This is a genomic window from Mycobacterium sp. 48b (assembly GCF_048282725.1).
Taxonomy (GTDB): Bacteria; Actinomycetota; Actinomycetes; order Mycobacteriales; family Mycobacteriaceae; genus Mycobacterium.
Window position 1 is genome coordinate 1193546 of the sequence record NZ_JBLVUL010000001.1, and the last position, 15031, is coordinate 1208576.

Annotated in this window: 18 protein-coding genes and 1 riboswitch; of the genes, 10 read left to right on the forward strand and 8 right to left on the reverse strand. The window is 68.4% G+C overall.

Annotated features, from left to right (window positions below):
* Position 1: 1 nt before the first annotated feature.
* The 3 genes from disA to ACNQR1_RS05655 form a co-directional block, all read right to left on the reverse strand.
* Positions 2-1081: a DNA integrity scanning diadenylate cyclase DisA gene (disA, locus tag ACNQR1_RS05645; protein ID WP_418050284.1), complete on the reverse strand. Its 1080-nt coding sequence runs from the start codon at positions 1079-1081 to the stop codon at positions 2-4.
* 60 nt (positions 1082-1141) lie between these two features.
* Positions 1142-2548, reverse strand: coding sequence for a DNA repair protein RadA (gene radA / locus ACNQR1_RS05650; RefSeq protein ID WP_418044620.1), 1407 nt, complete (start codon positions 2546-2548; stop codon positions 1142-1144).
* 80 nt (positions 2549-2628) lie between these two features.
* Positions 2629-3207 carry a hypothetical protein gene (locus tag ACNQR1_RS05655; protein WP_418044621.1) on the reverse strand — a complete coding sequence of 193 codons (579 nt, stop codon included), beginning with the start codon at positions 3205-3207 and terminating at the stop codon, positions 2629-2631.
* Positions 3208-3504: 297 nt separating this feature from the next.
* Between ACNQR1_RS05655 and carD the strand changes: the two genes are divergently transcribed.
* From carD to rlmB, 5 genes are read left to right on the forward strand one after another with little or no spacing between them, the layout of a single operon-like run.
* The gene (gene carD / locus ACNQR1_RS05660; RefSeq protein ID WP_003882506.1) at positions 3505-3993 is read left to right on the forward strand and encodes an RNA polymerase-binding transcription factor CarD; all 489 of its coding nucleotides are present in this window, start codon (positions 3505-3507) and stop codon (positions 3991-3993) included.
* A gap of 6 nt (positions 3994-3999) precedes the next feature.
* A complete protein-coding gene (ispD, locus tag ACNQR1_RS05665) occupies positions 4000-4668 on the forward strand; it encodes a 2-C-methyl-D-erythritol 4-phosphate cytidylyltransferase (RefSeq protein ID WP_418044622.1) in 669 nt (222 codons plus the stop codon).
* 7 nt (positions 4669-4675) lie between these two features.
* Positions 4676-5152 carry a 2-C-methyl-D-erythritol 2,4-cyclodiphosphate synthase gene (gene ispF / locus ACNQR1_RS05670; protein ID WP_418044623.1) on the forward strand — a complete coding sequence of 159 codons (477 nt, stop codon included), beginning with the start codon at positions 4676-4678 and terminating at the stop codon, positions 5150-5152.
* A gap of 19 nt (positions 5153-5171) precedes the next feature.
* The gene (gene cysS, locus ACNQR1_RS05675) at positions 5172-6608 is read left to right on the forward strand and encodes a cysteine--tRNA ligase (RefSeq protein WP_418044624.1); all 1437 of its coding nucleotides are present in this window, start codon (positions 5172-5174) and stop codon (positions 6606-6608) included.
* Positions 6609-7553, forward strand: a complete 945-nt coding sequence (rlmB, locus tag ACNQR1_RS05680; RefSeq protein ID WP_418044625.1) for a 23S rRNA (guanosine(2251)-2'-O)-methyltransferase RlmB — start codon at positions 6609-6611, stop codon at positions 7551-7553. It abuts the gene before it with no gap.
* Between the two features lies 1 nt (position 7554).
* Here the strand turns inward: rlmB and ACNQR1_RS05685 are convergent, their stop codons facing one another.
* Together ACNQR1_RS05685 and ACNQR1_RS05690 are read right to left on the reverse strand one after the other, a co-directional pair.
* On the reverse strand, positions 7555-9108 hold the full coding sequence (locus ACNQR1_RS05685) for a purple acid phosphatase family protein (RefSeq protein ID WP_418044626.1): 1554 nt from the start codon (positions 9106-9108) through the stop codon (positions 7555-7557).
* 59 nt (positions 9109-9167) lie between these two features.
* Entirely contained in the window at positions 9168-10403 is a 1236-nt protein-coding gene (locus tag ACNQR1_RS05690; RefSeq protein ID WP_418050285.1) for an SLC13 family permease, read from the reverse strand.
* Between the two features lie 100 nt (positions 10404-10503).
* On the opposite strand from ACNQR1_RS05690, the gene ACNQR1_RS05695 reads away from it, so the two are divergent.
* Complete coding sequence (locus tag ACNQR1_RS05695) at positions 10504-11481, forward strand: glycerophosphodiester phosphodiesterase (protein ID WP_418044627.1); 978 nt, start codon at positions 10504-10506, stop codon at positions 11479-11481.
* Here the strand turns inward: ACNQR1_RS05695 and ACNQR1_RS05700 are convergent.
* The 3 genes from ACNQR1_RS05700 to mrf are packed head-to-tail and all read right to left on the reverse strand — an operon-like array spanning position 11474 to position 13845.
* Positions 11474-12397, reverse strand: coding sequence for an MBL fold metallo-hydrolase (locus tag ACNQR1_RS05700; RefSeq protein WP_418044628.1), 924 nt, complete (start codon positions 12395-12397; stop codon positions 11474-11476). The genes ACNQR1_RS05695 and ACNQR1_RS05700 overlap by 8 nt on opposite strands.
* A gap of 15 nt (positions 12398-12412) precedes the next feature.
* A complete protein-coding gene (locus ACNQR1_RS05705) occupies positions 12413-12667 on the reverse strand; it encodes a type B 50S ribosomal protein L31 (RefSeq protein ID WP_418044629.1) in 255 nt (84 codons plus the stop codon).
* Positions 12664-13845, reverse strand: a complete 1182-nt coding sequence (gene mrf / locus ACNQR1_RS05710) for a ribosome hibernation factor-recruiting GTPase MRF (RefSeq protein ID WP_418044630.1) — start codon at positions 13843-13845, stop codon at positions 12664-12666. Before mrf ends, ACNQR1_RS05705 begins: the two co-directional genes overlap by 4 nt.
* A 73-nt stretch (positions 13846-13918) precedes the next feature.
* Between mrf and rpmB the strand changes: the two genes are divergently transcribed.
* The 4 genes from rpmB (at position 13919) to rpsR (ending at position 14884) form a co-directional block, all read left to right on the forward strand.
* Positions 13919-14155, forward strand: a complete 237-nt coding sequence (rpmB, locus tag ACNQR1_RS05715) for a 50S ribosomal protein L28 (RefSeq protein ID WP_019343886.1) — start codon at positions 13919-13921, stop codon at positions 14153-14155.
* A complete protein-coding gene (rpmG, locus tag ACNQR1_RS05720) occupies positions 14155-14319 on the forward strand; it encodes a 50S ribosomal protein L33 (RefSeq protein ID WP_036442423.1) in 165 nt (54 codons plus the stop codon). Before rpmB ends, rpmG begins: the two co-directional genes overlap by 1 nt.
* The gene (gene rpsN / locus ACNQR1_RS05725; protein ID WP_418044631.1) at positions 14319-14624 is read left to right on the forward strand and encodes a 30S ribosomal protein S14; all 306 of its coding nucleotides are present in this window, start codon (positions 14319-14321) and stop codon (positions 14622-14624) included. Before rpmG ends, rpsN begins: the two co-directional genes overlap by 1 nt.
* Complete coding sequence (gene rpsR, locus ACNQR1_RS05730) at positions 14624-14884, forward strand: 30S ribosomal protein S18 (protein ID WP_418044632.1); 261 nt, start codon at positions 14624-14626, stop codon at positions 14882-14884. Before rpsN ends, rpsR begins: the two co-directional genes overlap by 1 nt.
* Positions 14879-14992: riboswitch (cobalamin riboswitch) on the forward strand. Its footprint overlaps the gene before it by 6 nt.
* Positions 14993-15031 lie beyond the last annotated feature (39 nt).

Genomic DNA, 15031 nt, shown 5'->3' on the forward strand with positions numbered 1-15031 from the left:
CTCAGGCCAGCCGGTCGGCGATGGTCGACTCGGCCAGCAGCGACAGACCCTCGCGGATGTGCCGGGCCCACATCGACCCGATGCCGTCCACCGACTGAAGGTCGTCCGCGCTGGCGGCCAGCAGTCCTTGCAGTGAGCCGAAGGAGCGGACCAGCAGATCGACGTGGGCGAACTGTAGTCGCGGGATGCCGGCCATCGCGCGGTAGCCGCGCGAGCTCATCGCCGAGTCCTGCGCCTCCGACGTCGACGGGTACCCGAAAACCCTTGCCAGCGTGGTGAAGTCGAGTAGCTCACTGTCGGTCAGGGCGTCCAGTTCGTCCAGCGTCGCGCCGACCTGAGCGGCGGTCGGCGGATCGGGCAGGGCGTGGTAATCCCGCACGATGAGCTCGCGTGCCGCCTCGTTGTCGCCCACGAGCTCGTCGAGCTGCAGTTTGAGCTGACGCCCGTCGGTGCCGAGTTCGACGACGTCGGCGTCGATCTCCAGGCTGATCCGGCGCACCATCTCCAGCCGCTGCACCACGGTCATGACGTCGCGCAGCGTCACGAAGTCCTCGATCTCGGCGGTCGACAGCTGCTTGCTGACCTCGTCGAGCCGGCCCTTGTAGCGCTCCAGCGTCGCGATGGTCTGGTTGGCCCGCGACAAGATGGTCGCCGAATCGGGCACGACGTGCCGCTCCCCCGCGACGTAGACCGTCACGATGCTCATCGAATGGCTCACCGAGATCACCGGATAGCCGGTCTGGATGGCGGTGCGCTCGGCCGAACGGTGACGGGTGCCGGATTCGTCGGTGGGGATCGACGGATCAGGCACCAACTGCACGTTGGCCCGCACGATCCGGCCGCCGTCGCTGGACAGCACCACCGCGCCGTCCATCTTCGACAGCTCACGCAACCGGGTGGGGGCGTAGCGCACGTCCAGGGCGAACCCACCGTCGCAGATGGTTTCCACGCTGTCGTCGTAGCCGAGCACGATCAGCGCGCCCGTCTTGCCGCGCAGGATGCGTTCCAGGCCGTCGCGCAATGGGGTGCCGGGCGCCAGGCGGCCGAGGGTTTCTCGTAGCGTCGGCCGAGCCAGATGCACGACGGTGCGGCTGGTCCTGGCGCCGGAGTTCACGGCCATCAGTTCTCCTAGGGTCGGCCGCTATTGTCCACGCTGCCCTTGATTGCTGGCAATCGCGATGTCCTTGAGTGCCCGTAATGCCGCCCCGATGTGATCGACGGTGATGACGCGCAGACCCTGGGGTGCGCTGGTGATCCCGGGCGGCACCACGGCGATGTTGAAGCCCAGCCGGGCGGCCTCGGCCAGCCTGCGGTCCATGCCCGTGACCCGGCGCAGGTCGCCGACCAGGCCCACCTCGCCGATCACCACCGCGTTCATCGGCAACGCGATGTCGAGGTAGCCCGACGCGATGGCCACCGCCACGGCCAGGTCCGAAGACGGGTCGGTCAGTCGCATGCCGCCGACGGTGGACAGGTAGATGTCGTTGTTGCCGATCGGCAGGCTGCAGCGGGTCTGCAGGACCGCGCCGATCATGGCCGCGCGGGCCGAGTCGATCCCGCTGACGACCCGTCGGGGCGGCCCCACGGGCGGCGCGACGAGCGCCTGCACCTCACCGATCATGGGGCGCTTGCCGTCGAGGCTGACCGTGATGGCGGTGCCGGGTACCGCCGCCGGACGCTGGTCCAGGAACAGCCCGGAGGGATCGCTGACGCACTCGATTCCGTTCTCGTGCATCTGAAAACAGCCCACCTCGTCGGCGGCACCGAAGCGGTTCTTGACCCCGCGCACCATACGCAGGCTCGACGCGTGATCCCCCTCGAAGTGCAGCACCACGTCGACCAGATGCTCCAGTGAACGCGGGCCTGCGATGGCGCCGTCCTTGGTGACGTGCCCGACCAGGATCATCGCCACCGCCGGGTCGCCGACGGCGGTCTTGGCGTGGCCCGTCAGCGCCGTGGTCACCGCACGCACCTGGGTGACCCCGCCGGTCACGCCGTCGGCCTCGGTGGTGGACATGGTCTGCACCGAATCGACGATCACCAGGCTCGGTTTGACCTCTTCGATGTGCCCGAGAGCGATCTGCAGGTCGGATTCGCCTGCCAGATAGACGTTCTCGTGTGTGCAGCCGGTGCGTTCGGCGCGCAGCCGGATCTGGCCCGCGGACTCTTCGCCGGACAGGTACAGCGCCCGTCGACCGGTGTGCGCCCAGCGGTTGGCGACCTCCAGGAGCAGGGTGGACTTGCCGACACCGGGTTCTCCCGCCAGCAGCGTGACCGAACCGGCCACCAGGCCGCCGCCGAGGACGCGGTCCAGTTCACTGACGCCGGTCGCGTAGTGCCGGGTGATGCCGGGGTCGATCGAGGTGATCGGAACCGCGGGCGAGGTCGGGGCCACCGAGCGGCGCACCGATCCACCCACCGACGCGAGGACGGTCACTTCGTCGACCGTGCCCCAGGTGCCGCAATTGGCGCAGCGGCCCACCCATTTGGGTGTGGCGTGCTGACATTCCGAGCAGCGGTACTGCGAACGTACTTTCGAACCGGCCACTCAGCGACAGTAGCGGCCGGCCCCGACATCGGCGGTGTGCACGCGCCGGACGGGGCCCCACGGGTCAGGGGTGCGTCAGATCAGTGATGGCCACCGGCTTCGGCGCCCTCGGCGGGCTCCTCGCCGGCCTTGTCGCGCCGGGGCGCCTCGCCTGCCGAGATCGGCACGGCCACCGTGGTCTCACCGTTCTCGAACTTGAAGGTGAAGTCGTAGAGCAGGCCGTTGGTGATCGGCTTGGTCAGCGTGACCTTGGCGGTGACGGCGTCGGCGGCCTCGGTCTTCTCCAGCGGCTTCAGCTGGCCGTCGGGCTCGCCGACGATGAGCACGCCGCCTGCCGGGATGGTCGGGTCCCCGGTCAGCGCCACGTCACCGACTGTGGTCTTGACCGACACGAGCTTGTTCGGAGCCTCGGTGGATCCGTTGGCTGCGACGAACAGCAGTTCGGCCTCGGAGCCGACCTTCACGTAGTCCGTCTGCTGCGGCGCGCGCAGGTGCACGTTGCGCAGCGAGACCGCGCCGGCCTGTGCGTTGACGCCGTTGACGGCGGGCTCCTGGGTCGCCGTCTGGGAGACCTGCCCGGCGCTGCAGCCGGTGAGAACGGCTGCGGTCAGGCCACATGCGGCCAGACCGGCCGAGGCGCGCATTGCGAAGCGGTTCACTCAAGCCTCCTGAGCTGGGTCGGCGTACTTCGACTATGCACAGTAGTAGGTGGCATCTGCGGGTGGAATGCGAGGGCACGGCAGAGGGGTTGAAACGGGGCGCGGCAACGGCCGGCTCAGGTCCGCAACCGCTTTGCGGGGGCACCCATTTCGGGCGTCTCCAGGGTCCGGTGGTTGCACGCTTTCGTCACCATGTCAACCCCTGTTCTTCACCTGCAGTGCCCCTGACCTGCACAGTTGGTGCGCATGTGATCTGGGCCCGTGTTAGGATGGACTAGCGAAAGGGGCTCGAATCAGATGATTTTCAAGGTCGGAGACACCGTCGTCTATCCACACCACGGTGCTGCGTTGATCGAGGCGATCGAAACCCGGACCATCAAAGGCGAGCAGAAGGAATATCTCGTCCTGAAGGTTTCCCAAGGGGATCTGACCGTTCGAGTGCCCGCAGATAACGCCGAGTACGTCGGAGTCCGCGACGTCGTGGGCCAAGAAGGCCTCGACAAGGTTTTCCAGGTGTTGCGTGCTCCGCACACCGAAGAGCCGACCAACTGGTCGCGCCGCTACAAGGCCAACCTCGAGAAGCTGGCCTCCGGTGACGTGAACAAGGTTGCCGAGGTAGTCCGGGATCTGTGGCGTCGGGATCAGGAACGCGGTCTGTCCGCGGGTGAGAAGCGAATGCTGGCCAAGGCCCGGCAGATTCTGGTCGGCGAGCTCGCGCTGGCCGAGAACACCGATGACGCCAAGGCCGAGACCATCCTCGACGAGGTTCTGGCCGCCGCGTCCTGACGCGTGGTGGCAACAACTGTCGCGGTCGTTCCGGCTGCCGGCTCAGGTGAGCGGCTAGGCGCGGGCAGACCGAAAGCGTTCGTCAATCTGGGGGACAAACCCCTGCTGGAGCACGCCCTGGATGGGCTGCTGGCTTCAGGGGTGATCGACAAGGTCGTGGTCGCGGTTCCGTCCGCGCTCACTGATGAGGCGACCTTGGTGTTCGGGGGCCGTGCGCAGATCGTGGCCGGGGGAGCCGATCGAACCGAATCGGTGGCGCTGGCTCTCGCCGCCGCCGGCGACCCCGATTTCGTACTCGTGCACGACGCTGCCCGGGCGCTGACTCCCCCTTCGCTGATCGCCCGGGTGGTTGCGGCACTGGCCGACGGCCACTCGGCTGTCGTTCCCGGCCTTCCGCTCGCGGACACCATCAAGGCGGTCGACGCCAACGGTGCGGTGCTGGGGACGCCCGAGCGGGCCGGTCTGCGGGCCGTGCAGACCCCGCAGGGGTTCAAGACAGACGTCCTGCGCCGCGCCTATCAGCGGGCGGGTGCCGGCGCGGTCACCGACGACGCATCGCTCGTCGAACAGATCGGTACGCCCGTACAGACCGTCGAGGGCGATCCGCTTGCCTTCAAGATCACCACGCCTCTGGACCTGTTGCTCGCCGAGGCTGTCCTGGCGCGTGCCACATGAGAACCGCATGTTGATTCCACGGGTCGGGCTGGGAACCGACGTCCATCCGATCGAGCCGGGCCGGCCCTGTTGGCTGCTGGGCCTGGAATTCGACGGCGCGGACGGCTGCGCCGGCCATTCCGACGGTGACGTCGCCTCTCATGCGTTGTGTGACGCGCTGCTGAGCGCGGCGGGCCTCGGTGACCTCGGCGCGGTCTTCGGCACCGACCGGCCGGAATGGCGCGGGGTCACCGGCGCCGACATGCTTCGGCATGTCCGCGGATTGGTGAAGGCGGCAGGCTTCGAGATCGGCAATGCCACGGTGCAGGTGATCGGTAACCGGCCCAAGATCGGCCCGCGCCGTGAGGAGGCCCAGAAGCTGCTCTCCGGGCTGATCGGGGCTCCGGTGTCGGTATCGGCGACCACGACCGACGGGCTCGGTCTGACCGGCCGGGGTGAAGGTTTGGCCGCGATAGCCAGCGCTTTGGTGGTTCCTGCCGAATAGGCCGGTAAGCTGGCACGTCGTGACCGATCGCGCTCAAGCTGTCGGGTCGGCAACAGAGACCGGCCTGCGGCTGTACGACACCATGGCGGGTGCCGTACGAGATTTCGTACCGCTGCGGCCGGGGCACGCTTCGATCTACCTGTGCGGTGCCACCGTCCAGGGCTTGCCGCACATCGGTCATGTCCGAAGCGGAGTCGCGTTCGACGTGCTGCGCCGCTGGCTGACCGCCAATGGATACGACGTTGCGTTCATCCGCAACGTCACCGACATCGACGACAAGATCCTCAACAAGGCCGCCGACGCGGGTCGGCCGTGGTGGGAGTGGGCCGCGACCTACGAGCGGGCATTCAGCGCCGCCTACGACGCGCTGGGCGTGCTTCCGCCGTCGGCTGAGCCGCGCGCCACCGGCCACATCACCCAGATGGTCGAGCTCATCGACCGGCTGATCGAGAAGGGGCACGCGTACGCCCAGGGCGGCGACGTGTACTTCGACGTGCTGAGCCTGCCCGATTACGGCGCGCTGTCCGGCCACCGGATCGACGATGTGCACCAGGGCGAGGGTGTGGCGACGGGTAAGCGCGATCAGCGCGATTTCACCCTGTGGAAGGGCGCCAAGCCCGGCGAGCCGTCATGGCCGACGCCGTGGGGCCGCGGACGCCCCGGCTGGCACACCGAGTGCGTGGCGATGTGCGAGGCCTATCTGGGCGCGGAGTTCGACATCCACGCCGGCGGAATGGACCTGGTGTTCCCGCACCACGAGAACGAGATCGCCCAGGCGCAGGCCGCGGGCGACGGCTTCGCCCGGTACTGGCTGCACAACGGCTGGGTCACCATGGGCGGCGAGAAGATGAGCAAGTCGCTGGGCAACGTGCTCTCGATTCCTGCTGTGCTGCAACGTGTTCGGGCTGCCGAGCTGCGCTACTACCTGGGTAGCGCGCATTATCGGTCCATGCTCGAGTTCTCCGAGAATGCGCTGCAGGACGCCGTGAAGGCCTACAGCGGCATCGAGGACTTCCTGCACCGGGTGCGCAACCGGGTCGGCGCCATCGCCGTGGGCGAGTGGACGCCGAAGTTCGCGGCCGCACTCAACGACGACCTCGCGGTGCCGATCGCCCTGGCCGAGGTGCATGCCGCGCGCGCCGTGGGCAACCGCGCGCTGGACGCAGGCGATCACGACGGCGCGATGGCGCAGGCCACCTCGATCCGGGCGATGATGGGCATCCTGGGCTGCGATCCGCTCGATGAGCGTTGGGAGTCTCGCGACGAGACCTCTGCCGCCCTGGCCGCGGTGGACGAGCTGGTGCAGTGGGCGCTGGCGGGCCGGGCCGAGGCCCGGACCAACCGGGACTGGGCGGCGGCCGACGCCATTCGGGACCGGCTCAAGGCGGCGGGCATCGAGGTCACCGACACCGCGGACGGTCCTCAGTGGGCACTGGTGGACGGGAACGGAGCATAGATGGCCGGGAATTCGCAGCGGCGCGGCGCGGTGCGCAAGCCGGGGACGAAGAAGGGGCCGACCGTCGGGTCCGGCGGCGTGCGGCGCCGTGGCCTCGAGGGTCGCGGGGCCACCCCTCGCGCTGATCAGCGTCCGCACCATCCGGCCGCCAAGAAGGCCGCCAAGGCGGCTCGTCAGGCGCAGGGGCGGCACAAGAAGACCGACGACACCGAGTTGGTGCTCGGCCGCAACCCGGTGGTGGAATGCCTGCGGGCCAAGGTTCCGGCCACCGCGCTGTACGTGGCGTTGGGCACCGAGGCCGATGAGCGTCTCACCGAATCGGTCCAGATCGCCGCGGACCGCGGTATCTCGATCCTCGAGGTGCAGCGCCACGATCTGGACCGGATGAGCTCCAACGGACTGCACCAGGGCCTGGCCCTGCAGGTGCCGCCGTACAACTACGCCCATCCCGACGATCTGTTGAAGGCGGCCCGGGACTCCGGGGAGCCCGCGCTGATGGTGGCCCTGGACAACATCTCCGATCCCCGCAACCTGGGTGCCATCGTGCGTTCCGTGGCGGCGTTCGGCGGACACGGTGTGGTGATCCCGCAGCGCCGGTCGGCGTCGGTGACCGCGGTGGCGTGGCGCACCAGCGCCGGGGCCGCGGCGCGCACGCCGGTGGCGCGGGCCACGAACCTGACCCGCACGCTGAAAAGCTATGCCGACGCCGGTCTTCAGGTGGTCGGCCTGGATGCCGGTGGTGACACCACGCTCGACGAGCTCGAGGGCACCGGGCCGATGGTCGTGGTGGTCGGCTCGGAGGGCAAGGGCCTGTCCCGGCTGGTCCGGGAGAACTGCGATGCGGTGGTGTCGATCCCGATGGCGGGGCCCACGGAGTCGCTGAACGCGTCGGTCGCGGCCGGTGTGGTGCTGGCCGAGATCGCCCGTCAGCGCCGGAGTCTCTGACTCAGGCCCGTCGCGGCTTGCGCAGCGTGAAGCGATCCACCGGCGTGGTCTGGCCGAACGGTCCGTCGACCGCGAAATAGGTTGCTTCGATGGATGTTTCGCCGCCAGGTGATCCCGGATCGACGTCGAACATCACGAAACCGTAGGCGTGGTCGCGGTCGCGGAACACCGACCACGGCGCAGCTTCGGTGACGTAACGCGGTGTGCGCTTGCCCAGCACCGGGTCGAGCGCCCCGACCCCGGTCAGCACGCGGCAGCGCGGCTCGGGGAAGAACATCCGGTTCGACGGAATCGAGGTGCCGCCCCCGCCGATCACCAGATGCACTGTGCCCCTGGTGGTGTCGATGGAATCCCCGTTGCCGTCGACCGGGATCGGGGTGAGAGTGTCGGTGGGCTGCACGCCGCGGATCGGATGCGAACGCTCGTAGTGGTGCTCGTGTCCGCACACCACCAGGTCCACGCCGTACCGGTCGAACAGCGGCAACCAGTTCTCCCGGATCCCGAGGTCCGCGCCGTTTGTGCGGTCGGCGGTCGACACCGCTGTCTGGTGCATGCACACCACGATCCAGTCGATGCTGTCGTCCGCGCTCGTCTGCTCCAGTTCACGTTCCAGCCAACGTTTCTGGGCGCCACCGGAATAGCCGTTGACGTAGGAGTTCCCACCGTCCTGGTAGCACACGTCGTCGTTGTTGAGGCTGATCACCCGGACGGCGCCCGCGGTGAACGCGTACCACATGCCGCGCAGCTCGGCGTCCGCTCCGGAATCGGGGAGGGCGAAATAGGTTTGATATGCGGCGTAGCCGATGGGGCCGTTGCCCAGCTCGTTCTCGTGGTTGCCTGCCGCGGGCATCCAGGGCCGGTGCCGCGCCGAGCGGGAGTTGTTCTCGAACCAGTCCGACCAGGTTCTGATCCGGTCGCCGGACAGGTTGGCGTAACAGAGGTCTCCGTTGACCAGGTTGAACAGCGGTCGGGCGTTCTCGACTGCGGTCGTGATGTCGCCCGCGGCAGGCGAACCCCGATTGTCGCTCCCGAACGCGTCGGCCACCATCGCGTCCAGCGTCGGCGTGGACTGATCGCCGAAACTGGTGAACCGCAGGTGGGCCCGGCCCCGCGGCGCCGTCCGCGCGGTCCCCAGCTCGGGGCTCGCGCCGTCGTGTACCGCGGCGTAGACGTAGTCGGTGTCGGGCAGCAGGCCGGTCAGCCGGGCGTGGTGCACCCGGATCTCGGCGTTCGATTGCCCGTCGCGGTAGGTGACGGTGTCGGCGGCGACGGTCTCGCCGAAGCCGTCGTTCGGCGTACCGAACATGACCCGCGGGTTGCCGACCCGGGTGACGGTGTGCCACGACACCACCACCTCGGACGAGGCGTCGGCACCGAACTGCAGGTGCAGACCGCTGACCCGGGGTGCGTCGCTGCGGTCTTCGCGCTGCCACAGGTCGGGCCCGGACGATCGGACCAGACCGTCGACGGCGACCCCGGCACCGGCCCCCAGAATCGCGGTGGTGCCGCCCACCAAAAGCAACGTCCGCCTGCTGACTGTCGCGTTGTCGCTCACCCCTGCCGTGCTACCGGTTCAATGCGAACGGCGTGGCACCGGGAAGTTAACGGTGTCGCCTAGACGCCGAAGACCCGCAGGCCCACCCAGAGTGCCAGCACACTGGCCACCAGGGTGAGCGGCACCGTCGCCAGCCCCACCCGGCTGAACTCGGTGAACCGGGCCGGCAGCCCTTCGCGGTGAACAACGTTGCGCCACAGCAAATTCGACAGGGAGCCGACGTAGGTGAGGTTCGGGCCGATGTTGACCCCGATCAGCACGGCCAGCACCGCAGCCGGTCCGGACGCCATCACGAGAGGAAGCAGGACCAGCACCGCGGGCAGGTTGTTGACCAGGTTGGCCAGCACTGCCGCAACCGCAGCCAGGCCCAGCAACGCGGGCAACGAATCGCCCACCGGGAGCAGTCCACGCATGGCGTCGCCGAGACCGTTGGCCACGACCGCGTCCACCACGACACCGAGGCAGAGCACGAACGCCAGGAACGGCACATTGACAGCGCGCACGATTCCGCCGATCGTGCTGCGGCGCTGGGCCAGGCTGCGCACGCCGAGTACCACCGCCCCGGCCAGTGCCGCCCATGCCGGCGACACGTCGAACACCGAGGTGGCGACGAAACCCGTCAGCGTCAAACCCAGCACCACGAGGACGAACACCGGAACCTCGGGCGGCGGGGGCGTCACCTCGGCAGCCGGGCGGCTCAGCTCGTGGCGGAAAAGCCAACGCAGTACCACGAACTCGGCGCCGATCGCGGCCAGCCACGGCAGCGCCATCACCGAGGTGAACTGGGTGAAGGACAGCCCGGCCACGGCGAAGGCCAACAGGTTGGTCAGATTCGACACCGGAAACAGCAGCGACGCGGAGTTGGCCAGATGTGCGCTGGCGTAGGCGTGCGGCCGCGGCGGTATCGCCAGTGTGCGGGCGGTGGCCAGCACCACCGGAGTCAGCAGCACCACCGTCGCGTCCAGGCTCAGCACGGCAGTCGTCGTCGCCCCGATCAGGAACACCCGGGTCAGTAGCCGCCGGGAATCACCCCTGCTCGCCCGGGCCATGAGCGTGCCCGCGGCGTGAAACAGTCCCTCGTCGTCGCACAGATGCGCCAGCACCAGCACGGCCGCCAGGAATCCGACCACCGGCAGCAGCCTCTGGACCTCGGCGAGCGCGTCGTCCGTCGACATCACGCCGAACGCGATCAACAGCCCGGCAGCCGGTATCGCCACGACGGCCTCGGGCCAGCCCTCGGGCCGCGCCAGCGCGAACACCAGCACGACGGCCAGCAGCCACAGGGCCAGAATCAACGCGTGGATCCTTTCGGCCAGTCGAACATCCGGTGACGATTCGCATGGCCGGGCCACGCGGACCTGACCGTACCCGGCTTGCTCGATAGCGTTGGCGACCATGCGTCCGGCTGTTTCGATGGTCCTGTTGTTCGCTCTGGCTGCCGCGTTCCAGTCTGTCCCGCCGGCCGTCGCGGCGCCCGCCGGATTCGACCTGCAGTCGCACCGCGGCGGACGTGGCGAGACGACCGAGGAATCGCTGCGGGCCTTCGCGAAGTCGTTGGAGCTGGGGGTGAGCACACTCGAGCTCGACATCGTCCTGACGAAGGACAGACAACCTCTGGTGTGGCACGACCCTCGGATCGACGAGACCAAGTGCGCCGACACCGGCCCGGCGGTCCCCGGAGACCCGATGTATCCGTACGTCGGGAAGCTGGTGCACGATCTCACCCTCGCGCAGATCCGCACCCTGGACTGCGGCAAGCTGCTCAGCGGATTTCCCGACGCTGAGGTGGTGCGCGGCAACAAGATCGCCACCCTGCCCGAGGTGTTCGAGCTGACCGACGCCTACCGCGCCGACGTGCGGTTCAACATCGAGACGAAGATCGAGGCGGACAAGCCTGAGACATCGGCAACGCCGGAGGAATTCGTCGACGTGATCCTGGACGCGGTGCGCGCGGCAGGCAAGATCGGCAAGGTCGACATCCAGAGCTTCGACTGGCGCACACTGCCGTTGGTGCGGCGGGCCGAGCCGTCGGTGCCGCGGGTGGCGCTGTGGGACGACACCACGTGGCTGCCCGGCTCTGGGTGGCTCGGTGGTGTCGACCCGGCCGCGGAGGCCGATCCGATCGCCGGCGCCATGTCAGTGGGCGCCACTGTCCTGTCACCGCAGTATCAGCTGGTCGACCGAGGGTTCGTGAAGCGGGCACATGCGCTGGGCCTCAAGGTGACTCCGTGGACCGTCAACGATCCGGCGGCCATGCGGGCACTGATCGCGGCCGGGGTCGACGGCCTCATCACGGATTACCCGACGCGGCTGCGTGGCGTGCTGGCAGCTCTGGGCCTGCCGCTGCCGCCGGCGTATCAGCGGCTCAGCTGATCCAGGGGTCGGAGCCTTCCCACACCGTGGGTAGGTGCAGGCGCACTCCGTCCCGTTCGGCCAGCCGGGTCAGCACCCGCATCGACACATCGAGGTCATCGCCCGCGTACGGCAGCGCGCGCAGCGGCTTGTGCAGCGGCCGGAAGAAATCGTCCCAGTGGATCAGCACCACGCGCCTTGCCCCGACTGCGCGCACCGTTTCGTCCCAATAGGTCTCGAAATACTGCTCGGACTGCAGCCCCAGCTGGCCGATCCCGAGGTAGACGACCTCGGCATGCTGCCCCGCCAGGGCGCCAGGCACGGCCCCGGCGCTGCCGACGATCAACAGCCGGCGGTCGCTGGGCCGATGATGCACCAGGGTCGACCAGGCTTCTCCGCACTTGTAGGCCGCCACCTTGACCGGCGGGACGACCGGTTCGGTGATGATGCCGGGGAATCGGTCCGGCGGGCAGTGCTCGGACTCGAAGAGCGTCACGTCATACGCACCGAGGGTGACGGCTTGGCCCGGCGTGACCGTGACGATCCGGTCCGGCGCCAGGCCGCCCCCGACGCCGACCTGCGCGGTCGAGGTGCCGCCCACCAGCCGGGCGCCGGTGCGCTCGGACACGACGGCCGAATCCATGGCGTGGTCGAAGTGGCTGTGTACCGGCAGTACCGCTTCCAGCTTGTCGACGCCGAGGCGGGCCAGGCTGCCGTCGATGCGGGGCAGTGACGGCGTGAGCTTGCCCAGGACGACACTCGGCAGCGCCGGCCGGGAGAAGAACCCGTCGGTGAGCACTGCCGAGGTGCCGTCGTTCACCAGCAGGGTGCTGACCCCGGCCCAGGTGACGCTGACCGGGGATTGCGGTGTGACCGGCGGCGCGTCGAAATACCGCGCATAGGGGGCCAGGTCGGGTCTGCCGGGCTTGAGCCGCATGACCCCACCCTATGGCTAGCGCTGGCCGTAACGCCGCCGGAACTTCTCCACCTGACCGGCCGAGTCGAGGTGCCGTGCAGTGCCGGTCCAGAACGGATGGGAATCGCTGGTGACGTCGACGACGATCAGCGGGTAGGTCCGGGTGCCGTCGGCGGTCGGCCACTCGATGGTGCGGTCACTGGTCGCCGTCGACCGGGTGAGGAATTTCGTGCCGGTCGCGGCGTCCTGGAACACCACCGGGTGATAGTCGGGGTGGATATCGGGTTTCATGCGTGTCCTCCTTCTCGTCGGCCGGGATTGGCGGCCTCGTCGGTTGTGGTTTCTTCACACGGGTCCTCGTGCCAATCGCCGAAGGGATCCGGGTAGTCGGCCCAATCGCCGGGCCGGCTGAGTTCGTCATCGGTGAGCAGCGCGCCGCCCATTGCGTCGACGATCTCGTCGGAGCGTGCCCCACAGACGAGAACCGTCAGCGAAACGTGGCGGTCTCCGAATCGGTCGTCCCAGTCGATGGCCGCCATGGCCAATCGCTCTGGATCCGCATAGGCGCGCTCGCTGGCATCCATGGCTGCCAACCACCTGCCGGCGTTGCTGAAATGCATTCCACCGCCGGCGGATTCCACCCACATCACATCGTTGGGGCGGTTGGCCAGCCAGGCCCGACCGCGGGTGCGTACCACTCCGTCGAGCAGCAGGTCGATGGCGGCGTGCAGACGTTGTGGATGGAATGGTCGCCGGGCGGTGAATTCGAGGATGGCGACCTCGCCGTCGCTATCCAACGGGGGTTGACCGGCCAGTAGGGCATCGTGCGGTGACGCGGTGCGACCACGTCGGCTGTCGGGCTCCAGATGGGCCAGGGCCATCTCGACGCGGTCAGGGCCGACGGTGATGCGGGCCCGGGGCGTCAGCCGGCGCAGTACCGCCAGCGTGGTGGACTCGGGCTCGGTCAACACCAGTACATCCGCGAACTCGGCTTGGCCGACCACCACCTGCGCGACGGTGCGCCCGTCGTCCAGTTCGTCCTCGCCGACCGCCTCATGTAGCCACGACAGAGTGTCGACACAGGTCACAACGGCCTCGATGGCGACGTCGCGTGAGGCCGGTCCGTCGATGTAGCCGGGTCCGACGTGAACGCTGATGTTGTCGATGGCCCAGCACACCGGTTCGGGTTCGTGCCATCCCATCAGCTGAACGACTATGCGGTTCACATCGCTGCGCCGGTGCAGCCGACGCAGCAGGATCAGCAGGTCGTCGCGCACGGTGCAGGAGACACAGCCGTGAGCCAGTTCCAAAGGCCACTCGGATGTCTCGACGTGGTTGCCGACGGTCCGCAGCACGACTTGACCGTCGTAGGTATGCCGGACCAGCACGGTTCCGGGTTGACGGCTCAACTGTTCGGCGACGCTGTCGGTATCGCCCTGGCCCGCGACCAGCACAACGGGGGTTCGCACCCGACCTCCCTCGGTTATTGAAAATGATTATCGTTATGCTTAAGCTACGTTACCCCACGACGAAGGAGATTCAATGTCGGCCCATTGCCAGGTGACCGGGCGATCGCCCGGCTTCGGCAACACGGTGTCGCACTCGCACAAGCGCAGTCGGCGCCGCTGGAACCCCAACATCCAGAACAAGACCTACTACCTGCCATCCGAGGGGCGCCGGATCCGACTTCGGGTCAGCGCCAAGGGAATCAAGGTGATCGACCGCGACGGCATCGAGGCCGTTGTGGCCCGGCTACGTAGCGCAGGGGAGAAGATCTGATGGCCAGCACCGATATCCGGCCGATCGTGAAGCTGAAATCGACCGCCGGGACCGGCTACACCTACGTCACCCGCAAGAACCGCCGCAACGACCCCGATCGGATCGTGCTGCGCAAGTACGACCCGGTCATCCGCCGTCACGTCGAATTCCGCGAGGAGCGCTGATGGCCAAGCGATCCAAGATCGTCAAGAACGAGCAGCGCCGGGCTCTCGTCGAGCGCTACGCGGAACGGCGGGCCGAACTGAAAGAGGCCATCCGCAATCCGGCCAGCACCCGTGAGCAGAGGGCCGCGGCGGTCTCTGCGCTGCAACGGCTGCCTCGGGATTCCAGCCCGGTCCGGTTGCGCAATCGCGACGCGGTCGACGGCCGCCCGCGCGGGCATCTGCGCAAGTTCGGGCTGTCGCGGGTCCGGGTCCGCGAGATGGCGCACCGCGGTGAACTGCCGGGCGTGCGGAAGTCGAGCTGGTGATGGCGGCGAAATCCCGGAAGAACACCAAGAAACGCCCGCCGGCACCGGACCTGAAGAAGCCACGGCGCAACCAGCTCAAAGCCCTCGGCGTGACCGAGGTCGACTACAAGGACGTCCACCTGCTGCGCACCTTCATCAGTGAGCGGGGCAAGATCCGGTCCCGGCGCGTCACCGGGCTCACCCCGCAGCAACAGCGTCAGGTCGCCACGGCGATCAAGAACGCCAGGGAGATGGCCCTGCTGCCGGTGGTCGGCACCTGACCTACGATCGACGGCGTTAGGGCGACTGCGGATCGTGGAAGCCGGTGTGAATCCGGCGCGGTCCCGCCACTGTAAAGCCAGATACACACCGCAGTCGCCACCTCGCACGTACTGGGGCGGATCTCCCCGGAGAGGATGGGTACGCCC